The organism is Bacillus sp. ISL-7 (genome assembly GCF_018613065.1).
The window spans coordinates 1-15,663 of the sequence record NZ_JAGGQW010000052.1 but is presented as its reverse complement, the minus strand read 5'-3'; the positions used below and the strand labels follow the sequence as shown (position 1 = coordinate 15,663).

The following is a 15,663-nucleotide window of genomic DNA, read 5'->3' as shown; positions in this document are numbered from 1 at the left end:
AAGACTCTAACATTCGGTCCAAATCCGGTCGGTTCCGTTATGTTCCAGTTATTTTTTCAAAGAAAATACGATCACATCCAAATTCTTCAAGTTGTTTCTTTTGACGATCTAAATTTTGGTCAAATGTAGAAACACGCATATAGCCAAACTTCAAATTAATCCTCTCCTCTACCAAATATTGTACCAAAAATGATTCAAGAGGAAATATTGTTACAAAATTTTTTGTTACATATTTTTGTTACAGACATTATGGAAGTTTATTAGGTTGTGATTTTGAGAGATAAATTGCACACTTTTTAAACGCTAAAAGAAGGATTTTTGTAATTAAAACAGAATAATTATAGTTACCTCCAGAATTTGTAAGTAAGTTATTTGTCATTAGGTATCAATTAAAAAATACAAGATCATGAAAAAAAGGAGGAAATTTAAAATGACGTATCCGGCATTAAAAATGTACGACTACCATACATGGGCAAATGGAGTTATAATTAATCGTTTAAAAGAACTTCCGCAAGACGTTTATCATAAGGAAATTCAAACAGGTTTTTCTTCAATATCAAAGGTGTTGTCTCACATTTATGCCACCGATTACACATGGTTTGACATTATTTCAGGTAAAGACATGAAAGAAGCATTGGCGTATGCAGATCAATTAATAGAGCAGGTAGAAACAAAAAGTATTGAAGAAATGAAAAAGATCTTTTTAGACTTATCTGAACGTTACAAAGAACTTCTGAACAGCCAAGAAAATATTGAAAAGGTGATAGTGGTTGATAACCCCTATGCTGGATTACTTGAAACTTCTGTTTCTGAAACGGTGCTACATGTTGTCACTCACGGATCTTATCATCGTGGCAATATAGCTACCATGTTACGGCAAATGGGACACACCTCTGTGATGCAAGATTATGGACTTTACCTATTCATGCCCCAAACTTCATGATTACTCGTCAGGGGGTCTTGTATATTTTTATAAAAATTCTTCAATTAAAAGAGTGCTAATGTAGAGACAACTAATTAAGGAGGCGACCATCATGGTCATGACATTGGAGCAATTTCGCGAAATTTTGGATGAGAATCGGCGTTTAACCATTCGAACAATTGAGGCTTTCCCTGAAGACAAGTTATTCACTTTTGCACCGGTTGAACCGCTGCGGCCATTCTCAAAAATGATTTTAGAGATACTAGATATTGAACGCGGATATATACGCGGTATCGCTCTCGGTGAATGGGAATATAGCCAACCTTTTGCTGGTGTTTCAACCAAAGCGGAACTTTTAGACGGTTGTCATGAAACAAAGGAGGATGTCCAAAAATGGTGGCCAAAAATCACCGAGGAACGGTTGCACACCGTAGAAAAAGATCTCTTTTTTGGTGGCGAAATGAGTCATTTCGAACGTCTACATTATGCGTTGGAAAATGAAATCCACCATCGGGGCCAAGGTTTTATTTACTTACGGTTACTTGGGATTGAACCGCCAGCGTTTTGGGAGCGACAATAAAAAGGGACAACATTTTCATTTAACTCGGATTCGTTCCGGTACCGGGGTAGTACCAGCGAAGCTGTCACTAGGCCAATTAAGTTACATTCTAAAGCCTAATTTCTCACTTACAACACCGAGAAATTAGGTTTTTTAATAATGAAAATTCCTTAACGTTATAAATACGCATTTTCCTGACGCATACATTGAATACTGTAAAGTCACCTATTATGATGAGTTAAGATAACTGACACCACCCGCAAAGTAGATGGAATTAAATTAGAAATTTATTGATTACTTCGTTATTCATATGTAGATTTTATCTAACTCTTGGCTGCACCTTAATGTTACATTGCTATTAATACCTGTACTATTTTTTCACTAGGATTTGGCAAAGAGATTTATTCAAACGTTACAGGTTAATTTAGGGAATATAGACAGCGATGGCATAAGCTAATCGCTGTTTTTTCTTGGGGGAAAATTTTTCGAAATGGAGCATAAGGCCATGAGGCAGGTGTTTCAAATTGTGGAGGAAGGCTGGGGGCGCTGACAAGAGCGCCATTTCATGTCTTTAAGGGGAATCGAAATTTACCTAGGAAAATCATTTGACTCAAATTATTTTTCTAGTAAATCATTTTTAACCGGTACCATATATTCTATATCATATCGATATGAGTTATTTTCCAATGTTCATTCTTAATCAGGTGCTCCAAGCTTTCTTTGTCTTTATTCTTAAAGTAATCAATAATTTGTTTATGCTGTTCATTCATTTGTTCTAATGATGTAAAGAGTTTTTCTTCGTCTTTACTTAAATAAATCTGCCTGACAAAACTATTCTGTAAAGAATCAAGAAGCTCAATTAATGTAGGGTTGTAACACTTATCAATGTATACTTTATGGAATTGGTTTTGGTATTTTTGATAATCTGTATAATTTTTCTGAGAAATGGAACGGTCGATTTTCCTAACCAACTCTTCCATTAGTTCCATGTCATCTTCGGTCAAATTCTCCAGAGCTAAAGTGGCTGCAAAGGCATCTAGTACACCAACAACACTAAAAACATCGAGCTTTTTCTTGGTATCAATTTCCTTAACGATAAATCCTCTTCGAGGAAATGACTCTAGTAAATTTTCAGAAGCTAGTTGAATTAAGGCTTCCCTCACAGGGGTTCTGCTTACTTCTAATTTCTCGCTTAGTGCTATTTCATTTATCTTTTGATTGGGAAGCAATGTTCCATTCTGAATTTCTGTGGCTATATAATCATATACATGATCTTTTAGTGATCGGTACCTCTTTTTGATAGTTATTCCCCCCTAAGTTAAAAAAAGTAGCAATTCTCGCTTTTTATATTAGCATGAGCATCCAAATTCTTCAATATGGTCCCAAAGTAACTCATTATCCTTTTAAATCTATTGTCTCCAAGTCTAATATGTTATGAATCGATGCATATTAGATTCCTATTTTAGGAAAATTAAAAGAATAGGGAAGAAGCGGAGCTGTGGTTTTTTAAGACCAGCCAATACAAATATATCTTAATTATTAAAACTAGACAGTTAGATTTTAAAATATATTTTTAAAGTTTTACATTGAAAATGGAAAAGGTCCATTATATAATCTTCATACGGATATTTTTCAGATAATTCAGCGTATTATACATTATACATTATACAATATATTGTATAATTTAAAGCGTCTTAGTAAGAATGTGTCCAAAAAACGCACTAATTAAAAATGAGAAGTGCAAACAATTTAGCGTAAAGGGGGATTTTTTTTAATGAAATTTAGTTGGGATACAAAAGGACATTTTCAAAATTATAAAAATGAGAGGTGGTAGAAACATGAGTGAAAGAAACTTTAAAGATATACAAGACGGTACAAAAGCTGTATGGGCAGGTGAAAAAGAATCTCTTGCTTACAATGCAACCCAAGTTCCTGTGGTGCTTAGTGTAGCCTACAATTACGATGACGTGGATGAGTGGCAAGAGGTTGCTATCGGAAATAAACCTGGACATATTTACAATCGAATGACAAATCCAACTGTGCAAGCTTTTGAAGAAAAAGTACGAATTCTTGAGGGAGCGGAGGAAGCGATTGGTTTCTCATCAGGAATGGCCGCTATTAGCAGCACCTTATATACATTTTTAAGGCCTGGAGACCGGGTAATATCCGTAAAAGACACCTATGGGGGAACTAATAAAATCTTTACCGAATTCTTACCGAATATCAATGTAGATGTAACGTTATGCAACACTGGAAATCATGAAGAAATTGAAGCTGAAGTGGCCAAAGGATGTAAGGTTTTATATTTGGAGTCTCCAACTAACCCTACCATGAAAATTACGGATATTAAGAGAATGGTGAGAGCTGGAAAATCGGTGGGGGCATTGGTGATAATAGACAATACTTTTGCTACTCCTATTAATCAAAATCCAATTCAATTAGGAGTTGATATCGTCATCCATAGTGCCACTAAATTTTTAAGCGGACATGCCGATGCTTTAGGGGGTGTGGTGTGCGGCTCCAAAGAACTGATGAAAAGAGTTTATCACTATCGGGAAATTAATGGAGCAACCATGGATCCGTGGTCAGCTTATCTTATTTTAAGAGGGATGAAAACGTTAAAACTTCGTGTTCGACAGCAAGAAAAGAGTGCAATGGCGATTGCAAAGTATCTGCAAAAGAAAAAGCTTGTGGAAGCAGTTTATTACCCTGGATTAGAAACACACCCACATCACCAAATTGCAAAGAAACAGATGAAGGGTTTCGGCGGAATATTAAGTTTTGTATTGAAAGATGAAATGGAGGCGATCAAAATTTTATTGCCAAAATTACAATATGCAAACAAAGCTGGAAATCTTGGAGCTGTTGAAACGATATACGGACCGGCAAGAACGACTAGCCATGTCGAATGTACTCTTGAAGAACGGAAAGCTCTTGGTATTCCGGAAGGTTTGGTTCGTATCTCCGTAGGGATTGAAGATACAGAAGATCTTATTTCGGATTTAGATCAAGCTTTTTGCCATTTAGAATCGCAATTGCCTGTTAATAGCAGCAAGTGAAAATATAACAATGGAAGAGGTATTGAGTATGACACATAAAATTGCGTTGCTTGGTTTTGGTGTAGTTGGTCAAGGATTTGCAGAAATTTTAGAAGAAAAAGGTGAATTGTTACTAAGCGAACTTGCCTTTGATGCAAAAATTGTTGCCATTTCCGATTTTCTTAAGGGATCTCTTTATCATCCAGAAGGCTTAGATATTGCAAAAGCATTACAAGCTGTAAAGGAAACAGGGAAACTTGATCGTTACCCGGAAAGCCCTGGTTTGGTAAGAGGATGGGATAGTTTTCAGACAATCCGTGAAAGTAATGCGGACACCATTGTAGAAATTACTTTCACAGATGTCAAAACCGGCCAACCTGCTATCGATCATTGTAAGGCAGCATTTGAAAGCAGAAAGAATGTAGTAATGAGTAATAAAGGCCCAGTTTCTTTAGCTTACCAAGAGCTAGTTGAGTTAGCCAGAAAGAATCATGTTCGATGGGGCTTTGAAGGAACCGTTATGAGCGGAACACCTGCATTGAGAATGCCCCTCGTTGCATTGGCAGGAAATAATATTTCTGAAATACGTGGGATTTTAAATGGAACGACCAATTATATTTTAACCAAAATGGAAGAAGGCTTGAGTTATGAGGCAGCATTGGCTGAGGCACAAACTCTTGGCTATGCAGAGGCAGATCCTACAAGTGATGTCGAGGGGTATGATGCACAATATAAAGCTACTATTCTTGCTAATATTGTCATGAACGTTCCGATGAAACGAGAAGAAGTAGAATGTGAAGGAATTAGTCATCTTACACAACAAGATATCCAATGGGCAAAATCTGAGGGGAAAAAGTGGAAACTTATTGCTAAATGTATAAAAGATGGTGATAAAGTCATCGCCAAGGTAGGTCCCGAAGCGATACCGATTACAGATCCTTTAGCTGGAGTCTCAGGTGCACAAAATGCGATTACATATGATTGCGATTTAGCCGGTCCGATCACGCTTATTGGTGCCGGAGCTGGCCGAAAGGAAACCGGATTCTCTATTCTTATTGATTTAATTAATATTAGCCGCGGTCAATTGTAATCTTTTGCACTATTAAATTACAAAATAAAAAATTAGTCATATGAGGTGGTTACATAATGACATTTATAGAGACACAGACAAAAGAAAATAAGATGTTTCTAGCTGGAAAGTGGGTATCCCGCTCCAAAAGCATTAAAGTCTTCGACCCCCAAGATAATCGTTTAATCGCAACTGTCCCTGCCGCTAATGAGGAAGATGTACTTCATACCATAGAGGAGGCAAAAAAGGGAGCAAAAATTGCTGCTGACATGTCGACGCACGAAAGAATCACGATTCTAAGTCGTGCTGCTGACTGGATTTATGAACATAAAGAAAAATTTGCAACCACGATTGCATGTGAGGGAAGTAAAACAATTAAAGAGGCAAGAAAAGAAGTATTACGCTGTATTGAGACTCTTCGTATTAGTGCTGAAGAGGCAAGGAGAATGAATGGAGAAACGATTTTAAATGCCGGGAAGTGAAGATCGCATGGGATATTATTATCGTTTTCCTATTGGAATCATTGTGGCGATCACGCCTTTTAATGATCCATTAAACCTTGTTGCACATAAAGTGGGGCCAGCTATTGCTGCTGGAAATGCGATTATCGTTAAACCAGCACCAGCTACACCATTAAGCGCTCTTTTATTGGCAGAAGCATTTGAAAAAGCAGGATTGCCTCCTAAAGTTTTATCCGTCATTACCGGTTATCCAAGTGATATGGGAGAAAGCCTGATTACCCATCCAGCGATACGAATGATATCTTTTACAGGGGGACTTTCCACTGGCCAAGTGATTATGCAAAAGGCGGGCATGAAAAAGTTCAGTATGGAATTAGGATCGAACTCACCGGTTATCGTTCTGGAAGACGCTGATTTAGAAGAAGCCGTTGAATCAACTGTTTCCGGAGCCTTTTGGGCCGCAGGTCAAAATTGCCTCGGAGTGCAAAGAGTATATGTTCAAGAAGGGATTTATCAGGACTTTGTCGGAAGGTTCCTTACTCGTACTCTAAAGTATCGAGTGGGTAATAAATTTTCAGAGGAAACCGATATGGGGCCAATGATATCAGAAAAGGAAGCAAAGCGGGTGGAGAGTTGGGTTAATGAAGCCGTTGAAAGCGGTGCAAAATTGCTTTGTGGCGGCAAACGAAAGGGATCTTTTTATTACCCAACTGTTTTAGAGAATGTACCAGCTGATTGCAAGCTGGCAACGGAAGAAGTCTTCGGACCAGTTGTTACCCTTTATAGTGTTCCTGATCTTGATACAGCTATTTTTCAATCTAACAATGTGGCTTTCGGTTTACAAGCAGGTATTTTCACTCGAAATTTAGATTATGCTTTGGGGGCTGTACGTAAGCTGGATGTAGGCGGGGTTATCGTAAATGACAGCTCCGATTATCGAATAGATGCGATGCCTTTTGGGGGGGTAAAAGGTTCTGGTATAGGTCGTGAAGGAATTAAATTTGCACTTCAAGAAATGACCGAACCAAAAGTTGTTTGTTTTAAGGTTGCCGTTAAAAGATAATAAGAAAATTTAGTGGTATAATGCTAGTTTAATAGGAATTGACCTAATAGGTTGGCCACGTGGTTACCTATACCAAAGGAGGAAACTGGATGCTACAGGCAAATAATTCTGATCAAAATCAGTTAAAGCGTACAATGAAAAGCAGACATTTGTTCATGATTTCGCTAGGAGGGGTAATTGGAACGGGCCTTTTTCTAAGCACGGGCTATACCATTAATCAAGCTGGACCAGGAGGGACGATTCTCGCTTATTTAGTTGGGGCATTGATTATGTATCTTGTTATGCTGTGCCTTGGTGAATTAACTGTAGCCATGCCGGTAACCGGTTCATTTCAAACGTATGCTACAAAGTATGTCGGTCCTGCTACCGGATTTACCATTGGTGTAATGTACTGGCTTACCTGGGTGGTAACAGTAGGATCGGAATTTACCGCATCCGGTCTATTAATGAAGAGATGGTTCCCTGATACTTCCGTTTGGATATGGAGTGTCATCTTTGCGATTACCCTTTTTCTACTAAATGCCTTTTCAGTAAAATTTTTTGCGGAAGCAGAATTTTGGTTTGCCGGAATTAAAATAATTACCATTATTTTATTTATCATATTGGGGGGAGCTGCGATGTTTGGTTTCATACCAATGAAAGGCCATGCATCTGCCCCGATGCTCTCACATTTTACTGGTGAAGGAGGTCTTTTTCCTAATGGGCTGCTTCCAGTTTTAATGGCTATGATTTCCGTAAACTTTGCCTTTTCAGGAACAGAGCTCATTGGAATTACCGCGGGAGAGAGCGAAAATCCGGAAAAAGACATACCCCGATCCGTTAGAAATGTAATTTGGAGAACCGTTTTCTTCTTTATCGGTGCTATATTTGTATTATCTGGATTAATCTCTTGGAAAGAAGCGGGAGTCATTGAAAGTCCGTTCGTTATGGTCTTTGATAATATAGGAATTCCTTATGCAGCTGATATCATGAACTTCGTTATTCTTACAGCTTTATTATCCGTAGCAAATTCCGGTCTCTATGCATCTACTCGTATGTTATGGTCTCTTTCCAACGAAAAAACAATAAACCCCCTCTTAGGAAAGGTAACCTCAAAAGGAGTGCCGCTTAATGCGTTAATTGTAAGTATGGCAGTAGCCTGCTTGTCGTTATTCTCTAGTGTAGTTGCACCAGATACGGTTTATTTAGTGCTTGTAGCTATTTCAGGATTTGCCGTGGTTATTGTGTGGATGGGAATTGTGTTATCGCAGTATATGTTTCGTAAGCATTTTATTAAAGAGGGGGGGAATATTACACATTTGAAATTTCGTACACCGCTTTATCCCTTTGTGCCCATCACTGCTTTTGTTTTGTGTTTCGCTTCTTGTGTAGGACTTGCTTTCGATCAAAGCCAACGAATTGCTCTGTATAGCGGAGTACCCTTCATTGCTTTATGCTATTTTTACTACTATATTAAAAATCGTGGAAAGAAGAATCTATTTGATTCTCATGATGAACTCGATCAGTATATAGAGAATATTAAGTAGAGAGGGTCTAGTGTAAGAGATCCATTAAACTGGAATATACTACTGATACTATCGGGAGAGGTGTAAAAAACTGTAAATAAAATAAAAAAACGTACAAAATCTTCGGTTGTCAGACTGTTAAGCTATTAATCCAATCCATTGCTGAATGAATTTCACCTGACTTTGGACAGGCTTCCCCACAGGAGAATCTGTCCTTTCTAACCAAATTCATCGCTTCGACTCTACCTAAAATCTGTTTAACTTAAGTAACGGCCAAGACATTTTTCCAACTTTGGTCTATATTGATGAACTCAGACACTGATGATATAAGAAATAGAAAGTCCTCGTCCTTTCATCATTTCTACGGGATCACAGAAAATTGACTGTAGCGGAGGTACTACAATGAATCCTATTGAAAACATATTACAGAAATTCCCGCTAGTTATACTTGACGGTGCAATGGCTACTGAGCTTGAGCGTCATGGCTGTGATTTGAACGACAGCCTTTGGTCGGCAACCATACTTATGGAAAATCCGGAGCTTATCAAACAGGTACATACGGATTATTTTACAGCGGGAGCTGACTGTGCTATCACCGCCAGTTACCAGGCAACTGTCGAAGGATTTGCCCGACGCGGTTTAAGCGAGGCTGAAGCGCTATTTCTCATAAAGAAATCCGTCCAGATAGCCTTAAAAGCACGCGATGAATTCTGGGGAAAATCCGAGAACCGGTCAAACCGATCGAAGCCTTTAGTAGCCGGTTCAGTAGGGCCATATGGCGCATTCCTTGCTGACGGATCTGAATATCGAGGAGACTATACGATGACCGAAGATAAACTTATGAGTTTCCATAGGCCCCGTATGAAAGCCCTGATTGATGCCGGTGCCGATATCCTGGCCTGCGAAACTATTCCATGTCTGATGGAGGCCAGAGCAATCGTCAGGTTATTAGAAGAGTTTCCCAGAACCTATGCATGGATCAGCTTCAGTGCAAAAGACGAGCTGCATATTAGTGATGGAACCCCGGTTGCTGAATGTGCAGAATGGCTGGATAAACATGATCAAGTGGCTGCCGTCGGAATAAACTGCACGCGGCCCCAGTACATTTCTTCGCTAATAAAAAAAGTGCACAGTCACACAGTCAAACCCATCATCGTATATCCAAATTTAGGCGAGCAGTACGATGCAGTCACCAAAACATGGCATGGGGCATCATCCGAAGAAACTTACAGCGACAGTACCCATCACTGGTATGAATGCGGTGCCCGATTGATTGGCGGCTGCTGCAGGACAAAACCGGAGGACATAACAACCATTGCTGCATGGGCGAGGTAAGAATAAAAAAGCAAGGATTTTGGTGTTAGAGTATTTTCTACATCCCTTACCTTTTCGCTAGTATCTGGTCATGGTGCAACAAAAATGTTGGTTCTGGTCAAAAAACTTCAAGATAAGTAAAGAGTCAGTGATGTAATAATAACGCACGTTGATTCAGAAGGAAATACGATTGATTTTTATTTAAGTAAAGCAAGAAATCATAAGGCTGCAAAGCGTTTCTTTAAGAAAGCTTTGCTGTCTTTTCATATTTTAAAGCTCCGCTTTATCACAGTAGACAAGAACCTCGTTGTCCTATATCGATTGAAGTGTTGGGGAAAGAGAAAAAGATGCCTATAGACATCCAAATAAGGCTATTAAAAAGAGAGTTTGTTCGATGTTAGGATTGAAATTTTTTCGAACAGCCCCTTGGGATTATAAGTGGCAGCGAAGTTATGTATATAAAAGACCAAGGGTGGAAAATCAATGATGTTGAGTATATTAGACAATAATAGGAGGATAAAAAGTGAGGAAGGCAATCTAAAGTCGTATTCACGATTACATATTAACTTTCCGATAAATGTTTCAATCGTATTTACACACAAGACATTCCGATTACTAAACTCCAATAATTAAATGATTTACCTTTATTTTAACAAAAAAACTCCCCGAAGGGCGTTTCTTCTAAAAAATTTAAGTGTTTTACAGTGTCCTCTGTAAGGGGAGAATTTTTTACTTTTCTTACTGTTTACCTGTTCGAAAAAGTACACTTTAAGAACGGTTTGTTTTAGCACAAAAAGGGCCGTTTTTTACGTTCGTTTAAGTTTGAAAATCATTTGCGAACGTTTGGGATTTTTTAACCACTTTTACGGACGGTTTTGGTAGAATAAGAGATAAAATGAGCCAGAAAGGGAGTAAAAAATGGACGTTCGGAAATTTGGGTACATACGAGTCAGCAGCAAAGATCAAAATGAAGGCCGACAACTTGAAGCCATGAAAAAAATGGGAGTCGACCAACGTGATATTTTTATGGATAAACAGAGCGGAAAAGATTTTGACCGTGTCCAGTATCAATTGTTGAAACGCATCATTCGTAAAGGGGATATTCTTTATATCCATTCACTTGACCGTTTTGGACGGAACAAAGAAGAGATCTTCATGAGTGGAATGACATTACGAAAAATATTCAGGCGGACATCGTCGTTTTAGACATGCCTTTATTGGATCCGACACAGTATAAGGATAGCTTGGGGACCTTCATAGCTGATTTAGTTTTAAAGATTCTTTCCTGGATGGCACAAGAAGAACGAGATCGAATTCGAAAACGGCAGCGTGAAGGAATTGATGTGGCTTTGCAAAAGGGTGTTGCATTTGGTCGACCAAAATCTACCATTACTGAAGAGTTTAAGCAAGCCTATCATCGATGGAAATCGGGGGAGATTACAGCTGTGAAAGCAATGAAAGATATCGGTGTTAAGAAGACAACTTTTTATAAGCTGGTTATAGAGTACGACAGAGAATCAGAAAGTACCTATATATAATAGAAGAAACTCGTCTTGTGTACTGATTTCGATTACCAATCCACTTTGGGTACGGCCAAAAAATAGTTAAGTTTCTTAAAAAATTTAAAAGCAATGTAACATATGAAGATTTTTTTGATATGTAATAAAACCGTGCCGTATACTTATTAATTAATAAGTAAGGAGCGAAGAAATGGATGTGACAATAGAAATACATTACGAAGCTGATAGCAACGCATTTCAGAAAGCTTCTTTCCCTTTAAAAGGTCGAAAACCGGAGAAAATCGCTTTAGAGTTTTGGAAATAGATTAAAAAAGAAATGTCATATCATGCTCGGTTGGAAAAGGTTATTGTAATAAGGATATTACCGATTTAGTCAAGCAGGTGGAAGAATCGGAAATAAGAAAAGCAGAGAAAGATTATAGGAATTTGCCCTTTTAAAGCGTAACCATTTTACGCTTTTAAATTGCTGTGAGAAAGCTTATGTTGAACCTTATGGTGAAATAAAGACAAGTTTTTAAAAAAATCTACTGATTCCATGATAATAAATTTTTAAAAACCCCAGTCACTATTCCACAAACGAGCCAGATTGAGGAGGAAACAGTAAGAGTAAGAATACTGATCTAAGAATGTTTGTGAAGTTTTTCACTTAAACTAACGGGCAGTTTAGTGGAATAAGAAAATTATCATTCAGGAAGAATAGTTCAGAGGTGATTTATATGAAACGGATTCTAATTTCACTTGTTATATGTTTGTTATTCTGGAATTTATCATTGTCTTACCAAGTAGTCGCAGAGACTAATATTACTAGGGAGGAAAAACATACTGATTTTTATGATGGTTTTTTAGTTTTATTAGACCCATATGCGAGGAAAGCGATAAAAAATAAGTATCCATCTCGTAGTTATGGGTTATGGAATGCACAAATATTAGAAGTGAATCGATAAACTGGAGGATATTCTCAATATGATTTTACAATAAAGGTTAAATATGATACTTATACAGGTCCGCATAATCCACCAGAAGGTCCAGTTACTATAACTTTTGATGTAAAGTTAGATGGGGTTACTGTAACTATAGTTGAAGGCTGATTTTTAAAATCGTCTTCTTCAATTAATGGGTGCATTACTGGAACAACGGTAATGCTTTTTTCTTCTTCAAGTAAGGGTCAGGTTAGTTGAAGAGAAAGATGACTTCTTACGTTCCAATTGAACCAGATTCGTATTAAGAGAAAAAAAGACCTCTATACAGGAGATCTAAGGACTTTTGGAAGATTTTAAATGCTGATAATCAATTAACTTTATAGCAGGACGTTCCTTGATATCTCTCCAAAATAAATTTGGTTCAATGCCAAATGTTAATTTATCAGTACCATAGAATTTACGATTCTTAATACCCCCGCTATGCGGAGAAACAGTGACTATAACCATGTATGGATACTCATGAAGATATTCTTGGAGATGTGATTCTTTAATTTCCACAACATTATAGTGATTTTCCCAATCAAAGGACATTCCACTTATGGATTCATCATTGTATTTTTTCCTTGCAGCATTAAGTATTTCAGGGATTAAAAGGTCTAACATAAAATTTTTAAAATGTTGTTCTTGTGGCACATCATTTGTTACACGGTATAAATCATCACTATATCCTTTGCGGTGATACTCTTCTGCAAATACAAAATGTGTACAAAAAAGGAAGATAAAAACTAAGGTTAAAAGTGATTTTTTGAAAATTTTCATATGTCACCTCCTTATAGTTGTAATATTTGTGAAAAAATACAATCTATTCTTGGTTTATTTTTGAAGATATTGTGAAGCAATGTACTTAAGATAACAGGTGCTTTAGTTGATTTCGGCAAATGACCGCTGCGGCGGTCTTTTTTCTTGGCTAACAGGCAGTTTAACTTAAGAAGAAGTAGGCAGACAAGAAAAGCGTTTTTTTGTGGTGGTGGTGGGAGATTAGCGAAGAACAACTTACGACATAAAATGAATACTTAATAAATATAAAGAAAAAGCTAAAGAAAGAGGAGGGTTAAATATGTCAAATAAAAATCAGTGGTTACTTAATGCTCTTATGGTCATATTAGTATGGTTAACACTCCCTTTTTTAGGGGGACGTAATATTAAGAAATTCCTTCCTGCATCAATTTTTATTGTAATCATAGAAAATCTTTTCGCCCAAATTGGGAAGAAACGCAAATGGTGGGTTTTTTATAAAAAAAATCCATATATTTCAGTAGCATTACCTTTTTATATAGGACCTTTTTTGGTAGGTTCAATGTGGATTTTAAAATGGACATATGGAAATTTTAAACGTTTTATTACACTAAATGCAATAGTAGATGGTATGTTTGCCATACTAATCATGAGCTTTTTAAAAAAATTAAAACTAGTTACACTCGTTCGGTTTAATAAAATTCAATTTTTCCTTTATATGTTTCTTAAGTCGCCATTGTTATATGGATTTCAGTACCTCATTGAAAAGGGAAAAAATTACTAGATGGGTTAAAGGGATAAAATTGTTAGTTATGTTAAATTGATAGTATATGTGAAGTTTTGCACTTAAGCTAACGGGTGCATTACTGGAACAACGGTAATGCTTTTTCTTATTGAAGTAACGGAGCAGGTTAGTGGAACAAGGAATTAGATAATTATGCTAATATTAGACTTAAGTTAGGGGGAGAAAATGTGGATGACAAATTAATTGAAATGCCCTTTCCAGAACTTATCTCAAAATTAGCGGTAGCACCTTTATTTATTGTAGTGGTAATATTGGCTATTTTAAATGTAATACTAAATAGAAAAGATAAAGGATGTTTTAACTTTTTATCGATAATAGGTTCTTGGATATATATTTGTATATATGTATTAGCACTGTATTTCTTTATCTTTGGAAAATAAATAGCTATTCAACTAACTGGGTGCTTTACTTCAATAGGGGTAAAGCCTTTTTCTTATTCAAGTAACGAAGCAGCTTAGTTACATTAGGCGGTATAATATTTTTTAAAAAAAGAGGTGGTACTGTGAAATACACTTGTCCTTGTTGCGGATATAAAACATTAGACGAAGAACCACCAGGTACTTACGATATATGTGATATTTGTTTTTGGGAAGATGATGGAGTTCAATTTAATGACCCCGATTATGAAGGAGGAGCTAATGTTCCATCCTTAAGACAAGCTCAAAAATACTTTATTGAATTTGGTGCAAAAGAATTTACAAAAGTTAAATATGTAAGAAAGCCTTTAAAAACAGATGAACGGGACCTTAATTGGAAACCACTTGATTAGTGTTTTCTTCTTAAGCTAACGGGTGCTTATGTTGAAGAAGAAACCATTTCAAAATGATATAATTCTGTTCATTAGGGGATTAAGTTTTTGAGTAGTTTGGGAGGATTTTAAATGGAACGAGTAGGAACTTGGTCTAAATTAATTTTAATTTCAATTGCCATTGTCATAGTATGGTTTTTCTTATTCGGAATACGACTAATCGGTTATTTTTCAGCCATTAATGAAAGAGGAATACGAGCAACGGAATGTGGGACGCAGGGTTGTAGTGATGCTGTATTTTTTTTGAATACAGCTTGGACATTCTCATTTTTTATTGTTATTCCACTTATTATTCCATTAGTTCTTGTCATTTACTGGAGTTTAAAGAAAAAGAGTTCCTGAACTAATGGGTGCAAGAGTTTAAGATCCAGCTGTCATTATAGGCGGCTATTTTTTATGTCAGTTGTTTCAATTATAATATTCTTATCATTACATTCTTGGGGTGAATAACTTTTGGAAGAGAATTTTTTAAAAACAAATAGGGGTGTTAATAAATGGTGGAATTATATCATTTCTTTTTTGCTACTACTGACCACCATAGTATTAAGTGATAAATTATCTACGCAATTCTACAAGTGGTATGTAGAGCACGACGGGAATGCTGCTAGTTTTTATAGTCCTGATTTAGGCCAAGCTTTTTCGACTAATCCCTACATCAACTATTCATTCCTTCAACTTTACAATGTTTTTTGTTTGATTGGTATTACGTTGGTTATGGTGCTGATTCATAGGAGAAGTGTGCTTACCTTAATTACACCATATAAAAAAGTGAATTGGAGGAAGATTGGGTGGGGCTTTTTGATTTTGTTACCAATGTGTGTAACAACATTTTTTGACTATTTACTCTTCCCAAGTGATTATGTGTATTTGCTAATCTAAAAGTG

The 15,663-nt window shown here is 36.7% G+C and carries 13 protein-coding genes and 4 pseudogenes; 14 read left to right on the top strand and 3 right to left on the bottom strand.

The window, feature by feature from the left end; translation table 11 throughout:
* Positions 1–40: 40 nt before the first annotated feature.
* Positions 41–154, bottom strand: a pseudogene (locus tag J7E66_RS21885) (recombinase family protein); the annotation flags it as partial.
* A gap of 276 nt (positions 155–430) precedes the next feature.
* Here J7E66_RS21885 and J7E66_RS21880 point away from each other — a divergent pair.
* Positions 431–943, top strand: coding sequence for a DinB family protein (locus J7E66_RS21880; protein ID WP_215003752.1), 513 nt, complete (start codon positions 431–433; stop codon positions 941–943).
* A 91-nt stretch (positions 944–1,034) separates the two neighbouring features.
* Positions 1,035–1,502 (top strand): DinB family protein, encoded by a 468-nt coding sequence (locus tag J7E66_RS21875; RefSeq protein WP_215003750.1) that lies wholly within the window; start codon positions 1,035–1,037, stop codon positions 1,500–1,502.
* A 635-nt stretch (positions 1,503–2,137) separates the two neighbouring features.
* On the opposite strand, the gene J7E66_RS21865 is transcribed toward J7E66_RS21875, so the two are convergent.
* On the bottom strand, positions 2,138–2,782 hold the full coding sequence (locus tag J7E66_RS21865) for a GntR family transcriptional regulator (RefSeq protein WP_308162562.1): 645 nt from the start codon (positions 2,780–2,782) through the stop codon (positions 2,138–2,140).
* Between the two features lie 537 nt (positions 2,783–3,319).
* Between J7E66_RS21865 and J7E66_RS21860 the strand changes: the two genes are divergently transcribed.
* The 7 genes and pseudogenes from J7E66_RS21860 (at position 3,320) to J7E66_RS21830 (ending at position 11,469) form a co-directional block, all read left to right on the top strand.
* Positions 3,320–4,540 (top strand): cystathionine gamma-synthase family protein, encoded by a 1,221-nt coding sequence (locus J7E66_RS21860; RefSeq protein ID WP_215003747.1) that lies wholly within the window; start codon positions 3,320–3,322, stop codon positions 4,538–4,540.
* 28 nt (positions 4,541–4,568) lie between these two features.
* A complete protein-coding gene (locus tag J7E66_RS21855) occupies positions 4,569–5,609 on the top strand; it encodes a homoserine dehydrogenase (RefSeq protein WP_215003745.1) in 1,041 nt (346 codons plus the stop codon).
* A gap of 92 nt (positions 5,610–5,701) precedes the next feature.
* Positions 5,702–7,112: pseudogene (locus J7E66_RS21850) on the top strand (aldehyde dehydrogenase family protein).
* An 89-nt stretch (positions 7,113–7,201) separates the two neighbouring features.
* Positions 7,202–8,638, top strand: a complete 1,437-nt coding sequence (locus J7E66_RS21845; RefSeq protein ID WP_215003743.1) for an amino acid permease — start codon at positions 7,202–7,204, stop codon at positions 8,636–8,638.
* Between the two features lie 381 nt (positions 8,639–9,019).
* Entirely contained in the window at positions 9,020–9,952 is a 933-nt protein-coding gene (gene mmuM / locus J7E66_RS21840; protein WP_215003740.1) for a homocysteine S-methyltransferase, read from the top strand.
* Positions 9,953–10,099: 147 nt separating this feature from the next.
* Positions 10,100–10,440 (top strand): annotated as a pseudogene (locus J7E66_RS21835) (DDE-type integrase/transposase/recombinase); the annotation flags it as partial.
* 409 nt (positions 10,441–10,849) lie between these two features.
* A pseudogene (locus tag J7E66_RS21830) lies at positions 10,850–11,469 on the top strand (recombinase family protein).
* 1,235 nt (positions 11,470–12,704) lie between these two features.
* Here J7E66_RS21830 and J7E66_RS21820 read toward each other — a convergent pair.
* Positions 12,705–13,190: a DUF3888 domain-containing protein gene (locus J7E66_RS21820; protein ID WP_215003738.1), complete on the bottom strand. Its 486-nt coding sequence runs from the start codon at positions 13,188–13,190 to the stop codon at positions 12,705–12,707.
* Positions 13,191–13,488: 298 nt separating this feature from the next.
* Between J7E66_RS21820 and J7E66_RS21815 the strand changes: the two genes are divergently transcribed.
* The 5 genes from J7E66_RS21815 (at position 13,489) to J7E66_RS21795 (ending at position 15,658) form a co-directional block, all read left to right on the top strand.
* Positions 13,489–13,950 carry a hypothetical protein gene (locus J7E66_RS21815; protein WP_215003736.1) on the top strand — a complete coding sequence of 154 codons (462 nt, stop codon included), beginning with the start codon at positions 13,489–13,491 and terminating at the stop codon, positions 13,948–13,950.
* A gap of 188 nt (positions 13,951–14,138) precedes the next feature.
* Positions 14,139–14,351, top strand: coding sequence for a hypothetical protein (locus J7E66_RS21810; protein ID WP_215003733.1), 213 nt, complete (start codon positions 14,139–14,141; stop codon positions 14,349–14,351).
* 122 nt (positions 14,352–14,473) lie between these two features.
* On the top strand, positions 14,474–14,740 hold the full coding sequence (locus J7E66_RS21805; RefSeq protein ID WP_215003731.1) for a CPCC family cysteine-rich protein: 267 nt from the start codon (positions 14,474–14,476) through the stop codon (positions 14,738–14,740).
* Between the two features lie 111 nt (positions 14,741–14,851).
* The gene (locus tag J7E66_RS21800; RefSeq protein ID WP_215003729.1) at positions 14,852–15,121 is read left to right on the top strand and encodes a DUF2333 family protein; all 270 of its coding nucleotides are present in this window, start codon (positions 14,852–14,854) and stop codon (positions 15,119–15,121) included.
* 111 nt (positions 15,122–15,232) lie between these two features.
* Positions 15,233–15,658: a hypothetical protein gene (locus J7E66_RS21795; protein ID WP_215003727.1), complete on the top strand. Its 426-nt coding sequence runs from the start codon at positions 15,233–15,235 to the stop codon at positions 15,656–15,658.
* Positions 15,659–15,663: the final 5 nt, after the last annotated feature.

Bases quoted from the DNA above. Each gene is read 5' to 3' on its own strand.
- J7E66_RS21800 (WP_215003729.1), top strand. From the start codon at position 14,852: ATGGAACGAGTAGGAACTTGGTCTAAATTAATTTTAATTTCAATTGCC.
- J7E66_RS21855 (WP_215003745.1), top strand. From the start codon at position 4,569: ATGACACATAAAATTGCGTTGCTTGGTTTTGGTGTAGTTGGTCAAGGA.
- J7E66_RS21875 (WP_215003750.1), top strand. From the start codon at position 1,035: ATGGTCATGACATTGGAGCAATTTCGCGAAATTTTGGATGAGAATCGG.
- mmuM (WP_215003740.1), top strand. From the start codon at position 9,020: ATGAATCCTATTGAAAACATATTACAGAAATTCCCGCTAGTTATACTT.
- J7E66_RS21845 (WP_215003743.1), top strand. From the start codon at position 7,202: ATGCTACAGGCAAATAATTCTGATCAAAATCAGTTAAAGCGTACAATG.
- J7E66_RS21880 (WP_215003752.1), top strand. From the start codon at position 431: ATGACGTATCCGGCATTAAAAATGTACGACTACCATACATGGGCAAAT.
- J7E66_RS21815 (WP_215003736.1), top strand. From the start codon at position 13,489: ATGTCAAATAAAAATCAGTGGTTACTTAATGCTCTTATGGTCATATTA.
- J7E66_RS21860 (WP_215003747.1), top strand. From the start codon at position 3,320: ATGAGTGAAAGAAACTTTAAAGATATACAAGACGGTACAAAAGCTGTA.
- J7E66_RS21820 (WP_215003738.1), bottom strand. From the start codon at position 13,190: ATGAAAATTTTCAAAAAATCACTTTTAACCTTAGTTTTTATCTTCCTT.